The 20,420-nt window shown below is 57.4% G+C and carries 14 protein-coding genes, 1 tRNA gene and 2 pseudogenes; 8 read left to right on the forward strand and 9 right to left on the reverse strand.

Annotation, left to right across the window (positions count from 1 at the left end; translation table 11 throughout):
• Positions 1-56 precede the first annotated feature (56 nt).
• Positions 57-1,286 carry a multifunctional CCA addition/repair protein gene (locus tag M2394_RS08035; protein ID WP_259172055.1) on the forward strand — a complete coding sequence of 410 codons (1,230 nt, stop codon included), beginning with the start codon at positions 57-59 and terminating at the stop codon, positions 1,284-1,286.
• A 58-nt stretch (positions 1,287-1,344) separates the two neighbouring features.
• Here the strand turns inward: M2394_RS08035 and folK are convergent, their stop codons facing one another.
• Together folK and folB are read right to left on the reverse strand one after the other, a co-directional pair.
• On the reverse strand, positions 1,345-1,884 hold the full coding sequence (gene folK / locus M2394_RS08040; RefSeq protein WP_259172056.1) for a 2-amino-4-hydroxy-6-hydroxymethyldihydropteridine diphosphokinase: 540 nt from the start codon (positions 1,882-1,884) through the stop codon (positions 1,345-1,347).
• Complete coding sequence (gene folB / locus M2394_RS08045) at positions 1,875-2,228, reverse strand: dihydroneopterin aldolase (protein WP_176996618.1); 354 nt, start codon at positions 2,226-2,228, stop codon at positions 1,875-1,877. The genes folK and folB overlap by 10 nt, the downstream gene beginning before the upstream one ends.
• Positions 2,229-2,302: 74 nt before the next feature.
• On the opposite strand from folB, the gene plsY reads away from it, so the two are divergent.
• Positions 2,303-2,872 (forward strand): glycerol-3-phosphate 1-O-acyltransferase PlsY, encoded by a 570-nt coding sequence (gene plsY / locus M2394_RS08050; RefSeq protein ID WP_176996619.1) that lies wholly within the window; start codon positions 2,303-2,305, stop codon positions 2,870-2,872.
• 33 nt (positions 2,873-2,905) lie between these two features.
• Here the strand turns inward: plsY and tsaD are convergent, their stop codons facing one another.
• Positions 2,906-3,931, reverse strand: a complete 1,026-nt coding sequence (gene tsaD, locus M2394_RS08055) for a tRNA (adenosine(37)-N6)-threonylcarbamoyltransferase complex transferase subunit TsaD (RefSeq protein ID WP_259172057.1) — start codon at positions 3,929-3,931, stop codon at positions 2,906-2,908.
• A gap of 202 nt (positions 3,932-4,133) precedes the next feature.
• On the opposite strand from tsaD, the gene rpsU reads away from it, so the two are divergent.
• The 6 genes and pseudogenes from rpsU to M2394_RS08085 form a co-directional block, all read left to right on the forward strand.
• On the forward strand, positions 4,134-4,349 hold the full coding sequence (gene rpsU / locus M2394_RS08060; protein ID WP_002551877.1) for a 30S ribosomal protein S21: 216 nt from the start codon (positions 4,134-4,136) through the stop codon (positions 4,347-4,349).
• Between the two features lie 444 nt (positions 4,350-4,793).
• Complete coding sequence (dnaG, locus tag M2394_RS08065) at positions 4,794-6,767, forward strand: DNA primase (RefSeq protein ID WP_178920270.1); 1,974 nt, start codon at positions 4,794-4,796, stop codon at positions 6,765-6,767.
• Positions 6,768-6,834: 67 nt separating this feature from the next.
• The gene (rpoD, locus tag M2394_RS08070; protein WP_178920231.1) at positions 6,835-8,685 is read left to right on the forward strand and encodes an RNA polymerase sigma factor RpoD; all 1,851 of its coding nucleotides are present in this window, start codon (positions 6,835-6,837) and stop codon (positions 8,683-8,685) included.
• A 121-nt stretch (positions 8,686-8,806) separates the two neighbouring features.
• The gene (locus tag M2394_RS08075) at positions 8,807-12,550 is read left to right on the forward strand and encodes a bifunctional diguanylate cyclase/phosphodiesterase (protein WP_259172058.1); all 3,744 of its coding nucleotides are present in this window, start codon (positions 8,807-8,809) and stop codon (positions 12,548-12,550) included.
• A 16-nt stretch (positions 12,551-12,566) separates the two neighbouring features.
• Positions 12,567-12,643, forward strand: a tRNA-Ile gene (locus M2394_RS08080).
• Positions 12,644-12,769: 126 nt separating this feature from the next.
• Positions 12,770-13,191, forward strand: a pseudogene (locus tag M2394_RS08085) (site-specific integrase); the annotation flags it as partial.
• Between the two features lie 37 nt (positions 13,192-13,228).
• Here M2394_RS08085 and M2394_RS08090 read toward each other — a convergent pair.
• The 6 genes and pseudogenes from M2394_RS08090 to M2394_RS08115 form a co-directional block, all read right to left on the reverse strand.
• Positions 13,229-13,543 (reverse strand): hypothetical protein, encoded by a 315-nt coding sequence (locus M2394_RS08090; RefSeq protein WP_259172059.1) that lies wholly within the window; start codon positions 13,541-13,543, stop codon positions 13,229-13,231.
• 84 nt (positions 13,544-13,627) lie between these two features.
• Positions 13,628-13,802 (reverse strand): annotated as a pseudogene (locus M2394_RS08095) (IS3 family transposase); the annotation flags it as partial.
• Positions 13,803-13,940: 138 nt separating this feature from the next.
• Complete coding sequence (locus M2394_RS08100) at positions 13,941-16,538, reverse strand: hypothetical protein (protein ID WP_259172060.1); 2,598 nt, start codon at positions 16,536-16,538, stop codon at positions 13,941-13,943.
• A gap of 423 nt (positions 16,539-16,961) precedes the next feature.
• On the reverse strand, positions 16,962-17,249 hold the full coding sequence (locus tag M2394_RS08105; protein ID WP_259172061.1) for a hypothetical protein: 288 nt from the start codon (positions 17,247-17,249) through the stop codon (positions 16,962-16,964).
• A 362-nt stretch (positions 17,250-17,611) separates the two neighbouring features.
• Positions 17,612-18,478: a DNA adenine methylase gene (locus M2394_RS08110; RefSeq protein ID WP_259172062.1), complete on the reverse strand. Its 867-nt coding sequence runs from the start codon at positions 18,476-18,478 to the stop codon at positions 17,612-17,614.
• Between the two features lie 61 nt (positions 18,479-18,539).
• Positions 18,540-20,111, reverse strand: a complete 1,572-nt coding sequence (locus M2394_RS08115; protein ID WP_259172063.1) for a hypothetical protein — start codon at positions 20,109-20,111, stop codon at positions 18,540-18,542.
• Positions 20,112-20,420: the final 309 nt, after the last annotated feature.

Consider the following 20,420-nt stretch of genomic DNA (forward strand, 5'->3'; position numbering starts at 1 on the left):
AAGCCTCCATTGGCCAGTCACAGGCGGTATCCTGTGCCGCTAATGGAGGCTTTTTCATGAAAATCTACAAAGTCGGCGGTGCCGTGCGTGACCGCCTGCTGGGCATCAAGGTCACCGATATCGACCGCGTTGTCGTGGGCGCGACGGCTGAAGAGATGCTCGACAAAGGCTACAAGCCGGTCGGCGCTGACTTCCCGGTGTTCCTGGACCCTAAGAACGGCGAGGAATACGCCCTCGCCCGTACCGAACGCAAGAGCGGCCGGGGCTATGGCGGCTTTGTGTTTCATGCCAGCCCAGAAGTAACCCTGGAAGAAGACCTGATTCGTCGTGACCTGACTATCAACGCGATGGCAGAGGATGACGACGGCATCCTGACGGACCCCTATCACGGCAAGCGCGATCTTGACGCCCGCATTCTGCGCCACGTATCCCCCGCGTTCGCCGAAGATCCACTACGAGTGCTGCGCGTTGCCCGCTTTGCAGCACGCTATGCCCACCTTGGGTTTACGGTCGCGCCGGATACCCTGGCGCTGATGCGTCAACTCAGCGAATCTGGCGAGCTTGAGGCGTTGACACCCGAGCGCAGTTGGAAGGAAATCTCCCGCGCCCTGATGGAAGATCAGCCACAGGTGTTTATCCAGGTACTGCGTGACTGCGGCGCCCTGAAAACCCTGATGCCCGAAGTCGATGCGCTGTTTGGCGTGCCACAACCCGAAATCCATCACCCGGAAATAGACACCGGCGTGCATACGTTAAGCGTGCTGGAACAGGCTGCCCTGCATAAACAACCGCTGACCGTGCGCTGGGCTTGTCTGCTGCATGACGTGGGCAAAGGCCTGACACCTGTGGATAAGTTGCCGCAGCATATTGCCCATGAACACACAGGTTTGAAGCTGATCAAGGCGGTCAACGAACGTTTTAAAGTCCCAAGGGATTGTCAGGAACTGGCGCTGCTGGTGGGCCAATATCACACCCATGGCCATCGTGCCTTGGAGCTGAGGGCCTCGACGCTGCTGGAGTTACTGCAGAGTTTCGACGTGTACCGTCGGCCGCAACGCTTTGAGGAGTTTGTGGTGGCGTGCGAGATGGATGCGCGGGGTCGCAAGGGGCTTGAGCAGCGTAGTTACCCACAGGCAGATTATTTGCGTGGTGCGGCGAAGGCTGCCCGCGAAGTCGCCGTTGCGCCACTGCTGGAGAAAGGTTTCAAAGGCCCGGAATTGGGCGAAGCGCTGAAGCGCGAAAGGCTCAAGGCACTCAAAATCTACAAGGAACACCACGCCCCGTAGGAGTCCGGCTTGCCGGCGATAGCGTCCGTAGGATTGCCATCGCCCGCATGCCGGGCTACTACAGGGGTGCGTTTGGCGCAGAGATCAGGGTGGTCGGGGTCAGTTGCTGGCCCTGCCATTCGAACGCAACAGGCGCCAGCACTTGGTCGATTTGCGCATCACGCCACAGTTCGGCCAGGGTTTTGCCCGCTTCCGGGTGTACGCGTTCCGGCGCCATCAACGACAACGGCCACAGCACAAAGGCGTTTTTCAGGATTTCGGCACGGGGCAGGATCAGCCCATCGAAATTGCCCACAAGGTCGCCGTACAACAGCACGTCGATATCCAGCGGCAACCCCTTGCGATCCGGCGCATAGCGGCCATTGTCGGCCTCGATGAATTTCAATCGGCGATCCAGCTCCATCAACGACAGGTCGGTGCAGGCCGAGACCACCAGATTGAAGAACGGCCCGCTCTTGATACCGACCGGCTGGCTTTCGAACACCGCCGAGCAGCGCACATCCGTCAAGAAACTCGCCAATGCATCAAGGCCGGCGCAAAGGTGAGACTCGCGCTCGATGTTGCTGCCAAGGCCAAGGTAAACCTGAGTTAGCGACATCCGCGCTCGATCTCCACGCCCACGCCCCTGGCAGCCGGCACGGCCCCTGGCTTGGTCAACTTGAGGTGCAGCCAGGGAATCTGGAATTCACTCATCAGCACTTCGGCCAGGCGTTCGGCGAAGGTTTCTACCAGCTGGAACTGGGATTGCTCGGCAAAGGCTTGGATGCGTGCGGACACGCTGGCGTAATCCAGGGCCAGGGTCAGGTCGTCACCGGCGGCGGCCGGGCGGTTATCCCAGGCGAAACTCAGGTCCAGGCGCAGGCATTGCTTGATGCCGCGCTCCCAGTCGTAGGCCCCGATCACGGTGTCGACTTCCAGGCCTTCGATAAACACTCTGTCCAAGCACTCTTCTCCGCAGCACGACAAGGGCGCGATGCCCCGTTAGAATCAGGGCGTCCTCGCCCGGAATAGTTAGCATGTTTTGGTCACTGGCGATTCTCGCCTACCTGCTCGGCTCGCTGTCCTTCGCCATTTTGCTCAGCCGCCTGACGGGAAATCCCGACCCGCGAATGAGTGGCTCAGGCAATGCCGGCGCCACCAATATGTTGCGCCTGGCCGGCAAAAAGCTCGCGGTGCTGACCCTGCTCGGCGACCTGTGCAAGGGCCTGCTGCCCGTGCTGATCGCCCACCTCGCCGGCCTTACCCTGCAACAACAAGCCTGGATTGGCGTGTGCGCCGTCCTGGGCCATCTGTTTCCACTGTACTTCCGCTTTCGCGGCGGCAAAGGTGTAGCGACGGCGGCCGGCATGTTGCTGGGGATCTACCCACCCGCCGCATTGCTGGCCGTGCTCGCCTGGCTGCTGACGTTCTACCTGACCCGCACCAGCTCGCTCGCCGCGCTGATCGCAACGCCCCTGACCCTGCCGCTACTGGCCTGGCAGGAACCGGCAGCGCTGTTGCCGATGAGCGTGCTGACACTGCTGATCGTCTGGCGCCACCGGGGCAATTTACGCGACCTGTTTGCCGGGCGCGAACGGCATTTTTAAATACCGTCGATGAACCCGGCCCAGGCTGCCCCCTTACAACGGTGAAAGCTGCTCCATCGGCCAGCGTGCCTGCACGCTGATCGCCAGGCTTTCATGCTGCCCGGCCTGCAGGCGCTGGCAACCGGCGTAGGCGATCATCGCGCCGTTGTCGGTGCAGAACTCGGGGCGTGCGTAGAACACATCGCCCTTCATGTCGCCGAGCATTTTTTCCAGCGAAGCACGCAACGCCTTGTTGGCACTGACGCCGCCTGCGATCACCAGGCGCTTCATACCCGCCTGTTTCAGGGCGCGCTTGCACTTGATGGTCAAAGTCTCCACCACGGCCTGCTGGAATGCCAGTGCGATGTCGCAACGGGCTTGCTCGCCGTCGTCCCCGGCGCTGACGCTCTGCTGCCAGGTGTTCAGCGCGGAGGTTTTCAAACCGCTGAAGCTGAACATCAGGCCCGGGCGATCGCACATCGGACGCGGGAAGGTATAGCGGCCGGCAACGCCTTTTTCGGCGAGACGGGCGATTTCCGGGCCACCGGGATAATTGAGGCCCATCATCTTCGCGGTTTTGTCGAAGGCTTCACCGGCCGCGTCATCCAGGGATTCACCCAGCAGGGTGTATTGGCCGATGCCGTCCACCTGAACGAGCTGCGTATGGCCGCCGGAAACCAACAAAGCGACGAACGGGAACTCAGGCGGTGTTTTTTCCAACATGGGCGCCAGCAAATGGCCTTCCATGTGGTGTACACCGAGCGCCGGAATGCCCCAGGCAAACGCCAGGGCCTGGGCGCAAGAGGCCCCAACCAGCAGGGCTCCGACCAATCCGGGGCCTGCGGTGTAGGCAATGGCGTCGATCTCGGTTGGCACACAGCCGGCCTCATCCAGCACCTGGCGAATCAACGGCAGCATGCGCTTGACGTGATCGCGGCTGGCCAACTCCGGCACCACGCCGCCATAAGCACGGTGCAGGTCGATCTGACTGAACAGTGCGTCGGCCAAGAGCCCGCGTTCACTGTCATAAAGTGCGACACCGGTTTCGTCGCAGGAGGTTTCAAGTCCCAGTACTAGCATGGGTTTGCGCCTTGTAGAGGCTGAATTCGAAGGCGCGCATAATAGTCGCCGCTCCCCCTCCCGACTAGCGGTTTTCGATCAGAGGCTTTGCATTCCGGGCAATGAGGGGTTAACATCCGCAACCCTTAAAAACCGACGACCTCAGCCGCGAATTGTTTGCGACGAGAACGTTGATCCCGGTAATGAAAGAAGGTAGCTCTGGATGCCAGCCGTCAAAGTTAAAGAGAACGAACCCTTCGACGTAGCTCTGCGTCGTTTCAAGCGCTCCTGCGAAAAAGCCGGTGTACTGGCTGAAGTTCGTAGCCGCGAATTTTACGAGAAGCCAACTTCTGAGCGTAAGCGTAAAGCAGCAGCCGCTGTTAAGCGTCACGCCAAGAAAGTTCAGCGCGAACAGCGCCGCGCCGTTCGTCTGTACTAATACACAGACGTTCGTAGCAAGCTTCTGCCAAGCCCGGCCCTCAGCCGGGCTAATGGCATTTGCGGATATCGCTTGATGCTTCACTGTTGACGCCGCACATGCGACCGAGACAACTGCTTCACACGTCAGGACTGGCTCTTTTGCCAGCGGTGCACGTCTCTTCTGACGAGCCTATCAAGGCTACTGACGAGCACACTTATTCTTCAAACAGACGATCAACTGTATCGACTGTGCCCGACGATGAGCTTCCGAGGCCGCATTGGCCAAGACCGGACGCCGGGGCAACATTTCCATGCCAAAAACCTGATTGAAACTAACGTCAGTGAATGAACGGCAGATACACTTCCTGAATGCCCACGCAGACAACTGATGATCGAGCTACGCAATACGCGCGCTTGAGCATTTGATGGGCCCTCATTGACACGCAGTGATGACGAGAACGCCATGGCCGGGCTGATTCCCCAGAGCTTTATTGACGACCTTCTGAACCGCACCGACATCGTCGATGTTGTCAGCTCGCGCGTGCAACTGAAAAAAGCCGGCAAGAACTACACCGCCTGCTGCCCATTCCATAAAGAAAAGACTCCATCCTTCAGCGTCAGCCCCGACAAGCAGTTCTATTACTGCTTCGGCTGCGGCGCAGGCGGCAACGCCTTGGGCTTTCTCATGGACCACGACAACCTGGACTTCCCCCAGGCGATCGAGGACCTGGCAAAAGCCGCCGGCATGGAAGTCCCTCGCGAAGAAAGCGGGCGCTCGCACAAACCGCGTCAGCCCACCGATTCGCCGCTGTACCCGCTGCTGACTGCCGCTGCCGAGTTTTACCGTCAGGCGCTTAAAAGCCATCCGCAGCGCAAGGCCGCCGTCGACTACCTCAAGGGCCGCGGCCTTACCGGTGAAATCGCCCGCGACTTTGGCCTGGGGTTCGCCCCGCCTGGCTGGGACAACCTGTACAAGCACCTGAGCAGTGACACTCTCCAGCAAAAAGCCATGATCGATGCCGGCTTGCTGGTGGAAAACGCCGAGACCGGCAAGCGCTATGACCGCTTCCGCGACCGGGTAATGTTCCCGATCCGCGACAGCCGGGGCCGCATCATCGCCTTTGGTGGCCGGGTACTGGGGGACGACAAACCCAAGTACCTGAACTCCCCGGAAACGCCGGTCTTCCACAAAGGTCAGGAACTCTATGGCCTGTTCGAGGCGCGCAAGAACAATCGCAACCTCGACGAAATCATCGTGGTTGAAGGCTATATGGACGTGATTGCGCTCGCCCAACAGGGCTTGCGCAATGCCGTCGCGACCTTGGGTACCGCGACCAGCGAAGAACACATGAAGCGCCTGTTTCGCGTGGTGCCCAGCGTGCTGTTTTGCTTCGATGGCGACCAGGCGGGCCGCAATGCCGCCTGGCGTGCCCTGGAGGCAACACTGTCGAGCCTGCAAGACGGGCGCCGCGCGCGCTTCCTGTTCCTGCCCGAAGGCGAAGACCCGGACACCCTGGTGCGCTCCGAAGGCACCGACGCCTTCCGCGCGCGCATCAATCAACATGCGCAGCCGCTGGCGGACTATTTCTTCCAGCAGTTGACCGAAGAAGCCGACCCGCGCTCCCTCGAGGGTAAGGCCCATATGGCCACGCTCGCGGCGCCACTGATCGACAAAGTCCCCGGCGCCAACCTGAAATCGCTGATGCGCATGCGCCTGCAGGAAATCACCGGGTTGAGCGGCGAAGCCGTCAGCCAACTGGTGCACAGCGCACCGCACGATGCGCCGCCACCGACTTACGACCCCGGCATGGATTACGACGCCATGCCGGACTATTCAGACTTCCACCAACCGCAGGAGGCCTACGCACCCCAGCAGGAGTGGACACCGAAAAAGTCGGGTGGCGACGGCAAGAAATGGGACAAGAAACCGTGGAGCAAGAACGGCAAGCGAGGCGACCGCGATGAAGCCTACGCACCGCGCACGCCCGTTGCCGTAGAAGCGCCTACACTGATCGCGCTGCGCACGCTCATCCACCACCCGCAACTGGCGGAAAAGGTCGAAAGCGCCGATCACTTTGCCAACGCAAGCAACACTTACGCCCAGGTGCTGATCGCGCTGATCGAGGCGGTACAGAAAAATCCTAAGCTAAACTCAATTCAATTGATGGCGCGCTGGCACGGCACCGAACAGGGCCGCCTTCTGAAGGCGCTTGCGGAAAAGGAGTGGCTAATTGACGGCGAAAACCTTGAACAACAGTTTTTAGACACCATTACTAGGTTATCCGCGGGTCAGCACACGCAGACCCTCGACGAACTCATCAAGAGAGCAAGGCAGCCGGGATTGTCGGCTGAAGAGCAAATTCAGATAGCAAAACAGATGCGCGACCTCTTAAAACAGAATGTTTCCGCATCAAACCCGACCTCAGCTGGCGTGTGAGGTCATAGCTCGGGTATAATCCTCGGCTTGTTTTTTGCCCGCCAAGACCTTCAGTGGATAGGGTGTTATGTCCGGAAAAGCGCAACAGCAGTCTCGTATCAAAGAGTTGATCGTTCTCGGTCGTGAGCAGGGTTACCTGACTTACGCGGAGGTCAACGACCACCTGCCTGAGGATATTTCAGATCCAGAGCAGGTGGAAGACATCATCCGCATGATCAACGACATGGGGATCAACGTATTCGAAGCTGCGCCAGATAAGGATTCCCTTATGCTGGCTGACGCCGATACCGACGAAGCCGCCGCTGAAGAAGCTGCCGCCGCGTTGGCTGCGGTGGAGACCGATATCGGCCGTACGACTGACCCTGTGCGCATGTACATGCGTGAAATGGGCACGGTCGAGCTGCTGACTCGCGAAGGCGAAATCGAAATCGCCAAGCGTATCGAAGAGGGCATCCGTGAAGTGATGGGCGCAATCGCGCACTTCCCTGGCACGGTTGACCACATTCTCTCCGAGTACAACCGCGTGACCACCGAAGGTGGCCGCTTGTCCGACGTCCTGAGCGGTTATATCGACCCGGACGACGGCATTGCCCCGCCTGCCGCCGAAGTACCGCCGCCTGTCGATGCGAAAGCTGCGAAAGCTGACGACGATTCCGATGACGACGATGCTGAAGCCAGCAGCGACGACGAAGAAGAAGTCGAAAGCGGTCCGGACCCGATCATCGCAGCCCAGCGTTTCGGTGCGGTGTCCGATCAGATGGAAGTCACCCGCAAGGCGCTGAAGAAGCACGGCCGCACCAACAAGCAGGCAATCGCCGAGCTGTTGGCCCTGGCTGAGCTGTTCATGCCGATCAAGCTGGTGCCCAAGCAATTCGAAGGCCTGGTTGAGCGCGTTCGCAGCGCCCTTGAGCGTCTGCGTGCACAAGAGCGTGCGATCATGCAGCTCTGTGTCCGCGATGCGCGCATGCCGCGTGCCGATTTCCTGCGCCAGTTCCCGGGCAACGAAGTTGACGAAAGCTGGTCCGACGCACTGGCCAAGGGCAAGGCGAAATACGCTGAAGCCATCGGCCGCCTGCAACCGGATATCATCCGTTGCCAGCAGAAGCTGACTGCACTTGAGACCGAAACCGGTCTGACGATTGCCGAGATCAAGGACATCAACCGTCGCATGTCGATCGGTGAGGCCAAGGCCCGCCGCGCGAAGAAAGAGATGGTTGAAGCGAACTTGCGTCTGGTGATCTCCATCGCCAAGAAGTACACCAACCGTGGCCTGCAATTCCTCGACCTGATCCAGGAAGGCAACATCGGCTTGATGAAGGCTGTGGACAAGTTCGAATACCGTCGTGGCTACAAGTTCTCGACCTATGCCACCTGGTGGATCCGTCAGGCGATCACTCGCTCGATCGCCGACCAGGCCCGCACCATCCGTATTCCGGTGCACATGATCGAGACGATCAACAAGCTCAACCGTATTTCCCGGCAGATGTTGCAGGAAATGGGTCGCGAACCGACTCCGGAAGAGCTGGGCGAACGCATGGAAATGCCTGAGGACAAGATCCGCAAGGTATTGAAGATCGCTAAAGAGCCGATCTCCATGGAAACCCCGATCGGTGATGATGAAGACTCCCATCTGGGTGACTTCATCGAAGACTCGACCATGCAGTCGCCAATCGATGTCGCCACCGTTGAGAGCTTGAAAGAAGCGACCCGCGACGTACTGTCCGGCCTCACTGCCCGTGAAGCCAAGGTACTGCGCATGCGTTTCGGCATCGACATGAATACCGACCACACCCTTGAGGAAGTCGGTAAGCAGTTTGACGTGACCCGCGAGCGGATCCGTCAGATCGAAGCCAAAGCGCTGCGCAAGTTGCGCCACCCGACGCGAAGCGAGCATCTGCGCTCCTTCCTCGACGAGTGATACCAGAACCCCCGGCCCAGGCCGGGGGTTTTGTTTTGTATCGATAAAATCCTTCGCAGCACCTCCCTCCCGCAATGCCCGTCTACACTCGAAACATTCCCCGTGCCATAACGAGACCGTTATGCCCAGATTGCCGACTGTGTTACTGCTGTCGCTGCTGACCTGGACCGCAACGGCTGGCGCGTTGACTCTTACTGATGATGAGCGTGGCTGGTTGGCGGACCATCAGGAGCTGCGCCTGGGCGTGGACGCGTCCTGGCCACCGTTTGAATACCGCGACGAAAATGGCCGCTACCAAGGTTTGGCGGCTGACTACGTGCGCCTGATACAGGACCGCTTGGGCGTCCGGATCAAGCTGATCGAGCCGGCAAACTGGACCGCTGTGCTGGAGCAGGCCAAAAACAACCAGCTGGATTTGCTACCCGGTATCATGTCCACCCCGGAACGCCAGAGCTACCTGGCGTTTACGCGCCCGTACCTGGACTTCCCCATCGTCATCCTCGCCCATGAAGGCGGCGCGAAACCGCGCAACCTCAAGGACCTGTACGGGCTCAAGATCGCCGTGGTGGAGAACTACGCCCCCCACGAATTGCTGCGCACTCACCACCCCGACCTCAACCTGGTGGCCATGCCTAATGTCAGCTCCACCCTGCAAGCCCTGGCCACGGACGAAGTGGACGCGGTGGTGGGCGACCTGGCTTCCAGCGTCTGGAGCCTGCGTCAGCTCAAGCTCGACGGTTTATATGTCAGCGGAGAAACGCCCTACCGCTATCAACTGGCGATGGGCGTGCCACGGGACGGGAAAATGCTGGTGGGCATTCTGGACAAAGTCCTCGCCGACCTCAGTTCGGATGAAACCGTTGCCATCCAGCAGCACTGGGTAGGCAGTTTTACCGATCACCGTACGTTCTGGGCGGACCTGCTGCTGTACGGCCTGCCAGCCGTATTACTGCTGAGCACCGTGTTGGCCATCGTGATTCGGATCAATCGTCGGCTCAGCTCGGAAATTTCCCGACGCGTGGCCCTTGAGCAAGAACTGCGCAGCAGCGAATACCACTATCGCGGCTTGGTGGAGAGCCTGTCCGCCATCGCCTGGGAAGCCAGCATCACTGATTTCACCTACAGCTACGTTTCCCCCCACGCCGAGGAACTGCTGGGCTACCCGCGGGCGCACTGGCTGATCCCGGGCTTCTGGCGCAACATCATCCACCCCGCCGACCTGACGCGCGCCGAAGCCTACTGCTACCGCGAAACCCGCGCCAACCGCGACCACAGCCTGGATTATCGCGTCATCACCGCTGATGGCCGCTGCCTGTGGGTGCGGGATATTGTCAGCCTGATCGAGCACGGGCATGAGCCGGTACTGCGTGGCTTGATGATCGACATCAGCGAAGCCAAGCGTACCGAGGAAGCACTGCAGCTGTCCGAGCAGAAATTCGCCTCAGTGTTCCAGCAATGCCCGGACATCCTGGTGATCGCACGGCTGTCGGATGGCTGCCTGCTGGAGGTCAACAAGGCCTTTGAGGACCAGATCGGCCTGAGCGCTGCCGACGTTGTCGGCAAAACCGCCACCGAGCTGAATATCTGGGGCATCCAGGGGGTCGGTCCCGACCTGTTGCAACGGGTGCAGACCACCAGCATTCGCAACCTGGAAATGCCCTTTTTACGCAGCAACGGCCAGGCCTTCATCGGGCTGATCTCGGCCGAACCGTTCCAACTCGACACCACCGAAGCCCTGGTGGTGGTGGTACGCGACATCACCCAACTCAAGGAAACCCAGCAACAACTGCAGACCTCCGAAGAGAAGTTCGCCAAGGCGTTCCATGCCTCGCCCGACGGCTTGCTGCTCAGCCGCCAGCGCGATGGGCTGCTGATTGAAGTGAACGAAGGCTTCAGCCGCCTCACCGGGTTCACCAGCGCAACTTCCCTGGACCAGTCCACGCTCGACCTGGGTATCTGGGTCGACCTCAACGAACGCAAGCATATGCTGGAGCTGATGCAGCGCGACGGTTTCGTACGCGACTTCATCTGCCATATCCGGCGCGCCGACGGCCTGATTCGCCTGTGCGAGCTGTCCAGTCGCCCGCTGCCCATCGGCGATGAAGATTGCATGCTCACCATCGCCCGCGACATCACCGACCGCCAGCTAATGCAGGAAAAACTCCAGCAAGCCGCCACTGTGTTCGAGAGCACGGCCGAGGGCGTGCTGATCACCGACACCCGCCAGAACATCAGTGCCGTGAACCGCGCATTCACCGAAATCACCGGCTACAGCGAAGTCGAGGCCCTCGGCCACACCCCGCGCCTGCTCGCGTCCGGCCTGCACGACAGCGCGTTCTACGCCGCGATGTGGCACCAACTGACGGCCCAGGGGCATTGGCAGGGCGAGATCTCCAACCGTCGCAAGAATGGCGAGCTGTACCCCAGCTGGCTGACGATCAGTGCCGTGCGCAACCGCGACCAGTTGATCACCCACTTTGTTGCTGTGTTCGCCGATATTTCCAGCCTCAAACTGGCCCAGGCCCGCCTCGACTACCAGGCCCACCACGACCCACTGACCGGCCTGCCCAACCGCACGCTGTTCGAAAGCCGCTTGCAGGCCGCCCTCAATGGCCATCAGGAAACCGGCAAACAGGGCGCCGTGCTGTTTCTGGACCTGGACCGCTTCAAACACATCAACGACAGCCTCGGCCATCCCATCGGTGACCTGCTGCTCAAGGACATCGCCGTGCGCCTCAAGGAGCAACTGCGCGATATCGACACGGTGGCCCGCCTGGGCGGCGACGAGTTCATCATCCTGCTGCCGGGCCTGCAACACGCCAGCGACGCCGAACACCTGGCCAATAAGCTGCTGGCGTGCTTCACCCCACCGTTCCAGGCCGGCGAGCACGAGTTCTTTATCAGCGCCAGTATTGGCACCAGCCTTTATCCCCAGGACGGCACCGACGTCGCCACCCTGGTCAAGAACGCCGACGCGGCGATGTACCGCTCCAAGGCCAAGGGTCGCAACCGGGTCGAAAGCTACACCCGCGACCTCACGGCCCAGGCCAATGAGCGCGTGGCGCTGGAGCATGAACTGCGCCGCGCGATCGAGCGCGAGGAACTGAGCCTCTACTACCAGCCCAAACAGAGCCTGCTGACTCAGGAATTGATCGGCGCCGAAGCCCTGATCCGCTGGCATCACCCAACCTTTGGCGAAGTGCCGCCCGAGCATTTCATTGCCCTGGCCGAAGAGAACGGCATGATCCTGCAGATTGGCGACTGGGTGCTGGAGCAAGCCTGCCGCCAAATGTCCGCCTGGAGAGAGGCCTTCGATGATTTCGGCCCGCTGTCGGTCAACCTCGCCGGCGCACAACTGCGCCACCCCGGCTTGCTGGCACGCATCGAGCAATTGCTGCGCGACTACCGCCTCGACCCCGGCAACCTGCAATTGGAGATCACCGAAAACTTCATCATGAGCCAGGCCGAGGAGGCCCTGGAGGTGCTGCACCAGCTCAAGCGCCTGGGTGTGCAACTGGCTATTGATGATTTTGGCACCGGCTACTCATCCCTCAGCTACCTCAAGCGCCTGCCGCTGGACTTCCTGAAGATCGACCAATCCTTCGTGCGCGGCCTGCCCGACGACCCCCACGACGCCGCCATCGTGCGCGCCATCATTGCCCTGGGCCACAGCATGCAATTCACCATCATCGCCGAAGGCGTGGAGAACCCCGCCCAGCAAGCCTTCCTGGCCGCAGAAGGCTGCGAGCAGATGCAAGGCTACATCGTCAGCCTGCCCCTGCCGCCCGAGCTGTTTGCCGCTACCTTCCTTCGTATGAGCCTTGAGGATTTTTCGGATAGCACAGCGGAGAAACCATCGCTATAATCCGCGACCTGTTACAGGGCCTATAGCTCAGTTGGTCAGAGCAGAGGACTCATAATCCTTTGGTCCACGGTTCAAGTCCGTGTGGGCCCACCAAACAAGAAAGCCGCGCATTGCGCGGCTTTCGCGTTTCTGGCGGAACCATCACAGACACAGTCCTATGGTCCAAGGGTACAATTTAGGTACAGTGCTGGTTCGCCAGCCGCCTAGGAGCCCCCTCTCATGGCTACTCTTGTCAAAACTCCTTCCGGCACCTGGAAGGCGCTGATTCGCAAAACTGGCTGGCCAACTGTGGCTAAAACCTTCCGCACCAAGCGTGATGCGGAGGACTGGTCTTGACGTACCGAAGACGAAATGGTCAGAGGTGCGTACATACAGCGCAGCGGCTCCGAGCGCATGACGCTGGAAGCAGCCCTCAAGCGCTACTTGAGCGCCATTACCCCCACCAAGAAGCCCACCACTCAGCGCGGCGAAATCTCGAAAGCCAAGAAGCTCATCGAGCACCTGGGCAAATACTGACTGGCTGCCCTCTCCGCTGACATCATCGCCGGCTATCGCGACAAGCGCCTGAACGAACCTAGCCGTGGCGGGAACATCAGCAACAACACCGTACGCCTCGACTGGCCCTATTGAGCCACTTGTACATGACATATGCGTACACAAACGTTATATGCCGGGCGGTCACTTGGTCCGATAAATCCTTCGAAACCAAGTCTTACCTTTGTAAAGACGTTTACAGATCTTGATGGACAGAATGCCTACCAGCACCAGTACGACCCCGAACACAATCCAGAGGAATGTCGAATTGGTGGAGAGGTGATCATGAACGAGCTTCGCCGCATACCAACCTGCCGCCACTGAAATGACAATGAAAAAGATGGTGATTGCCCCTGGCGTGCCATAGGCAATTTCCGCATGACAGCCTCTACAAACTGAAGCGCCCCACGGGACGTCGTTCATGCAATGTGGGCAACTGACGGTTTGATTGGTTTGCACCGGTTCACTCCTTTGAAAAGCTTCCTTGAAGAACCGCTAGTCTAACGGATGGACTGCCCCCGCCCCCATAGACATTTTCCAGCCTCAAAGTGAGGTTCTTTCAAAGGCCTCAGGACTGACGCCGCCCAGGTAGGCTGTGACGGCGCGTTCGGTTGTAAAACGCTTCAATGTAATCAAATACGTCGGCCCGGGCCATGTCCCGGGTTTTGTAGATCCGCTTACGGATACGCTCTTTTTTCAGGCTGCTGAAAAAAGACTCGAGGCGATAGGTAAGGCTGAAGCCTAGCGACAGGACGCCCGGTAGAACTCTAGTGGGTGGGTTGTTCCTAAGCTTACATAGTTGCCGGCCAGAATCATGAGGCTTGTTATGACTCTGGCCCTTGCTCACTGAGCCATGCTAGCTGGTTCTCGACCCAAACTCGGCTATCCATTTTTGCAGAGCTAAGACGTCGGCCTCAAAGACATCCAGTTCAAGAGCGCTGCTGGACAACTCATCCGACTGGGCATGCTCAAATACCGAGTAGCGTGTCATCAGATCATCAATGAATAGGCAGTCCTCATTCGTCACCTTGGCGACCTTGTGCAGCTTGCCCTGGGTGTTGATTGCACGCCGGAAACGTCCTACGACATCTGCTAGCAGGATGAACTCAATCGTCTTTTCAACGATGATCCTGAAGTCACTGCACGCGCTCTTGCCAAGCGCCTCGTAAGCATCGACCTCAGCGTTTTCCTGGTGCTTCTTGAGGCGTGTGATAGCGTTATCTATCAGCCCGCGCACCGCACTTTCCGGCTTTAGGTCTCGAGCGCTTGCAGTCGCGACGATCCCGGCAGTTTTCGCCATCCTCTGGAGTGACGTTAGCGTTGGCTTGACTGAGGGCATTCCTGGGATCAGCTCCCATTTTTTGGTGACGGCTTCTACCTGAGCCACCAGAGAAAGCCGATGAGTGAAAATGATGACCTGCCTTGTCTGAGACAGGGCCACGAGACGCTCGACCACTTTTTCTTCAAAGTCCTGGTCTAGCGAAGAGATCGGGTCATCGAAAATGAACGGGGCTAGTTGGTTTGAGCCTGTAGTGTCCGCAAGGAACGCGGCCAAGGCAGCGATCCTGGTTTCTCCTTCGCTCAAGATGTAGTCCAGCCCATGGGTGCCATTCGCGCCCACCAGGTTCAAGCCGAAGGTGATCTTGCCCTTGCCCCCGGATTTACTTTGCGGCGCGATTGGAAGGCGGTGGCCGCCGAGGCGTTTCAACTCATCTAGGAATCGAGATTGATAGCCGGCATCAAGCTCGGTCTTCGCCAGCTCGTTTTTCTTCGTAGTCAGGGCATTGGTGGCGGCTGAGCGCGAAGCTTTATCAATCGCTGCAACGGCGATCAACCTAGCCCTTTCAGCAGTAATTGATGCCTTGTTTTGATAGAGCCACTGCTTGGCTTGGAGTTGCTGGACTCGGCTCTGCATCGTCTGGCGATGCTCATCTTTCAACAAGGCCGACAGGCTCAGCTCCTCTTCGATGAGTTTTGCAGATTTGGTCTTTGCCGCCTCGTTTATGCCCGACCAGTCGAAAGGTTGCAGGGTGCCTAAAGGGCTACCCAGTGCAATTTGATCAAACCGTGCTTTCAGCAGGCCAAGCCAGCTGAGCCCGTCGGCTTCTTCAAAGCCTAGAGTGGACATGTGGACAATCCAGTCAGCTTGTCCTGGAAGAACCGGCAGCCGCTTTTTGCGGTCGGCAAATCCATTTTCAGCCGTCTTGGCGGTTGTTTCGAGGCCGTCAGTCACGAACTTCTCAAACCCTGTCAGTCGGGCTTTGGCGTCCTCGCTGAGGCTTTGGTGGCAAAGTACACAACGTGAGTCAGCTGAGACGTTAGGGAATGCTGTATCAACGTAGGCTGTACTGGTGGAATAAGCGCGTGCCTGCTCCCACATTTTCTGCCAAGTCGCTGAACCAACTCCCTCAAGCTCTGCTTTCCCGAAAATAGCCGCCGCTGCCTCTTCGCAAGTGCTCCTCGCTTTTACGGCGGTATTCTTGAGGTTTTCCAGTTCGACCGCCGTCGCGTCGTTCAGACCCAGCTGAAGTGTCGACATCGCTGTATCAATACTCTTCAGCGCGGTTTTTTCTTTGTTGATAGCTAAAAGACGTCCAGCAATGTCCTTCTCTGCAAGCAAGGCTTCGCTCTCTATACGCTCCCGATCAAGCTGGTCGGTATACAGGCATTCCTTATCAATGCTCGCGGGCGTAGTCGTGCTCTTCAATGCGGAAAGCCATTTCGCTTCTGCTGTTTGACTAAGGCTCTCAGCCATGGCGGGTAGCGCTCTGCTGAGCAACGCCTTTTCTCTTGCAAGCTCAGCGCTAACGGCATCTGCGGTCGCGATCAGCGCAGATACAAACTTCATCCTGCTTGGCTCATAGCAGGCTTCGGTTCTTCCCATGTACTGATTGGCAGCCTTGCTATCGAAAATCTGCGCATGCCGTAGGGCCTTGTGAGGGCCGCTGGGGATATCCCAGTGAATATCGGCTGACTTTCCGTCGATGGACACCTTGAATTGAGCACGGCATGCTGTAGGCGCCGCATCAAACACGTTGCTGTGAATCTCGTCCTTGGAACGTGATCCGCAGATCTGCTTGAGCAACCTTGCAAACCCGCTCTTGCCGGTTCCATTCTGTCCGTAGATAACAGACAGGTTGCTCTTACCGAAGGGGAGGTTGGCGCCAGGCTTTATTGCGTTCAAACCATGCACATCCAGGATCTCTTCAATCCGAAGCAGGGGTCTATTGGCAACCTGCGATAACGTGCCGGGCGTTACGTTCAAAAATCCTGTGTCAGCCTCACCTTTGGCTTCGACCTTGCAGAGCCTGGACAGCTCTTTGACTTCGTCTTGGTTCAGCTGCCGCTTCGAGTCGATAAGCATTCGAGCTGCAGTCTGCAACCATTTGGGGCGTCCATTCAGCCAAGTCTCGAAATCATCAGCTACAACCGGCCCTGCCTCAATCTTCGTCATGGTGCGCTCATCTCGCGGGGTAATCCCTAAGCGTAGGCGTTAACTGGCTTTTTGGTATTATTGGGCCATCACAATCGTTGCAAGATGTGCCATTCAAGACGATTTGAGGGGCGTGAGTGATGCCAGCTTAAGCTCTGATGTCACTGTGACTCAGCGCAGTCGCCTCGACGTAACGGGCAACGGGTATATTGATGGCCTCTTGCTAAAGAAAATTACTCAACTGCCTTCAAGCATCTCCAACTGCCATTCTGGGCCAGAGGCTTGAGGATGGAAGCCCGCAGGGCCAAAACCTGGCGAAGCCAGGGTTTGGTTTACGACAGCCGTCCCTCAGCGGGGGCAAGCCTAAAACTGCAACGGCGTCATCGCCATCGAGCTGCAGTTATGAAGACATCCGGCATTCCCCGCGTAACGCGTCAGCTTTGTTCACCAGCCCAGGATTTTCTCAACCCCTGCGGTGAGTTCAGCCCGATCAGTGACCCTGCTCAAGTCTTTGTGATGAAGGGCGTCCTCTGCGGCGTACAGCTCTTTAACCTTCGTCTTGTCGTGCTTATTCAGGAGTTGCTCTAGGAAGTACAGGACTTCGTAGCCTTCGTCCTTATCTACCTGACGACGATCCTTGATGCCGGCATAAGGCGAGTCGCCTTCATCTCGAGTCCAAGTGTAGGTATAGACATCGGTTTGAAGGTTTGAGCGTTTCAGTGTTACAGCCATGTGAACTCCATTTGCGTGATATAGCTGATATGGAATTGAGCGCTCCGTGCATCCAAAGGCCCCGCCTGGTAGGCGAGCATGGTTGTGCTCGGGCTAGCTAATCGTGCCTCAGCTTTTGCGTAGTGTCACTGGATTAGTAACTTCTTGCTATCACGCTTCAGGTTACTGCTATGAGTTGATCTTGTAAGTTCAATCGGGATGGGGTGAAACCTTGCTTGGCATCTTAAGGGCCAGAGTAGTGGGTCGCACTGCCCGGCTGGCTTGCCTATCGCCGGGGAATTTAAGGGTCGGTTCGTCGTCCACGTGGAAAACAGGTTTGGCACCAGCGCTCAAAGGTATCTCGCGGTATAGGGCGGTTTGGCCTACGACGCCTTCCGGTTCAAGCCACTCTCGGGCGCTAAAATAGTTGGCCCGTAGATCATAACTTCAGAGCCTTTTTTCTTTTGTTGGGCGGTATAGCTCAAGAAATACTCGTCCTGACGGTAGCTGGTGTAGATATCTTTTATTTCGCTCACGTTGTCATATGAAACGATCCAAGGCTTGTCGATACTGCCCAGCGCGTTAGCGATCTGTACGTGATCGTCGTGCACATAAAAATTTCGATAGAGACCAGATCCCTTGATGTAATAAGGAGGATCAAGATAGGTGAGGGATTTTTTGGGGAGAGTAGGGATGATATTATTAATGAAGCCAAGAGCGTCTTCATTGTAGATTTTGATTCGATTCTTATATTTGCCAATTAGCTCAATGCGCTTAATTAGCTCAGGCTTATTGAAACGAACATCCAGCTTCCATTTGCCTGCTTGTTCTTTTCCGCCAATAACTCCTGCCTTCAAGATGCCCGAGCGATTAGTACGATTAAGAAAGAAGGTTGCCATGGCTAGATCCACGACTGAGCAATCTTCGGGATTATCAAGCACGGCCTTAAACCTATGCCAGTTTTCCATGGTGACAGGCGTGTCAGTAATAACTTTGCTGATATCATCAGTATGATGTACTACCGAATGCCAAAACGCGTAGATAGCCGGATCTAAGTCATTGATATGTATAACTGAGGCGTATTCGTGGAACATGAGCTCCAGAGCAACACCAGCTCCACCCGCGTAGGGTTCTGCATAATGACCATCATGCAAGCCGTTCACTTCAAACACTTGCTTAATGAAATGAGCAAATTTTCCCTTACCACCAGGGTAGCGTAGCGGTGTGGAAAATACCCTAGAAGCGCCCATGAATCTTATCCCAGCTTGTCAAGCTGTACATGAGAACACATGCTAGGGCATTTTCCAATGCTTAGCGCCAGATGGCTTCAAGCATAGGTTGGTATTCTTCCGCAATGTCCTTCAGCTCGGATGGCAGCGGGGCGCTATGAGTCCCGTGCACGAACAGGTTGAAGTGATCTACCGATCCTGGCTGGTCATAGGAGCTGGCACGCTTGAAAATGGCCTTTGACGCTGAGGCTGCTATTTTCTTTTCAGCTTCCAGGTGTTTAACGACCGACTGAACCTTCATGACTAACTTGTCACCATTTCCTCCGCCACGAAGTTCATTATTGGTATCCCAACGCAAAACGGTTTTTCCTGCTTCTTTCTGCAATCTTGCGTATTCATCGCAAGTTGTTTCAATGAACACGCGGAAAGTTATTGCGACTGCGTTAGGGCACTCATCTACACGCAAGACCGCCCGAAGTTCGTTATATATTGCATTGATGCGGGAGTTGGAAATCTTTAGCGACCAAGGCGTTAAGTATTTTCTAGCGCGTGCTTGCGGCTTTGCACGAATCCCCGGTGGAGTTTGAGGCTCAGGTTTTATATTTTCGGTGCCGTCCGGCTTGCCCGGCTGAGTCCCGCCCGATTGAGGGCCACTGGCTACTCCTGGTCGAGTGCCGTTGCCACCACCTGGCTGCACGTTAGTACCTTTTTCATCGCCAGAGCCACCGTTGCCACCAGCGCTGTGACCGCCCCCTGTGCCCCCACCATTCGTCGTGTCTGGCCGAGCCGGTCTGGCCTTTACCTTTGCGGCTTCTGCCAAACTGTCGGGCAGTATTTCAGGTGGAATATGCCCAAGGGTAACTACCTGGTTCTCATACTTACGCACGTCGTTCACGTTGTATCCATGGGATACAAACATATCGAGCATGAACTCCAGCGCGGGCGCGATCTGGTCGAGTGGCAGCTGTGGTGTCAGGATTTTATTTTCGACTTTTAACCGGAAGGTGTTCTGCCCAAGCGTAGACGAGAAGATCCGCGTAAGGGTCGTTACGTCGATCTCGAAGACGTCCAGAGCCGCCTTGTTCGTGAAGATGTGCTGGTTGTCGACGATCAGGTTTCTGATCTGGCGACCAATAGATTCAATGCCAGTCTGGCGTGCCCGGCGTTCGTCTCGAATGTCACTGTCCCAGCCAACCCGTCCTGCCCCCCGATTCTCACCCGTATGCTTTAGCTCAATCCATACATCCCCGTCAGCGCGGGTAGACACTACGCTGCATTGAAGGCTTTCAGGCACCCCATCCGTCAAATTATGATGGGCTTTCAGAAAGCCTTTATAGCCGCGATCTGCAGGACAAAGGTCGGGACGCTGAAGGAGCTTAAGGGCTGTAAGCCGGCGATTTCCTTCAAGGACTATAAAGTTGCCGTCTTCGTCCGGTGTCACAAGCTGCAGCTCTGTAGGGTCAAGACCGTTTTCAACAATATGTTCAGCCAGGCGAAGAATTTTCTTGGCCTCCTCCGGATTGGAGAGCATCAGCTTGATAGCTTCACGCTGATTCTGGGCGACATCGTTGCCGAATCGCACGTTCTCCTGGTCGAGCTTAATTTGATCCAGGGAGATAACGCGTATATCCCGCATCATTGCGTCAATTTTCATAAATTATCCATTCGGCGATTCGGTGCTGGCGCAATGATAATACAAAGCGCGGGCATAGGAGGGTCGCCGTTTCTTGGTCTAGCCGCCCTTTGTAGCTGGCGGCGACGCAGGAGCGGTGTACACCGATTTCCCCCTCCAAGTTGGTAACATTTAGCATTGAGATTAAAAGGAAAGGAGCAAAAAGGTGCGCCCAAATAATGCCAATTTCAGTGAAATTACGGTGCGATTTGGAAAACCCTGCAGCCTTCAATGAAGCGATGGCGCATGTCGCTCATCGCCGCTTCCGCCCGAACCGTTGAGCAGACCGGC

It is taken from the genome of Pseudomonas sp. BIGb0164, assembly GCF_024810135.1.
Taxonomy (GTDB): Bacteria; Pseudomonadota; Gammaproteobacteria; order Pseudomonadales; family Pseudomonadaceae; genus Aquipseudomonas.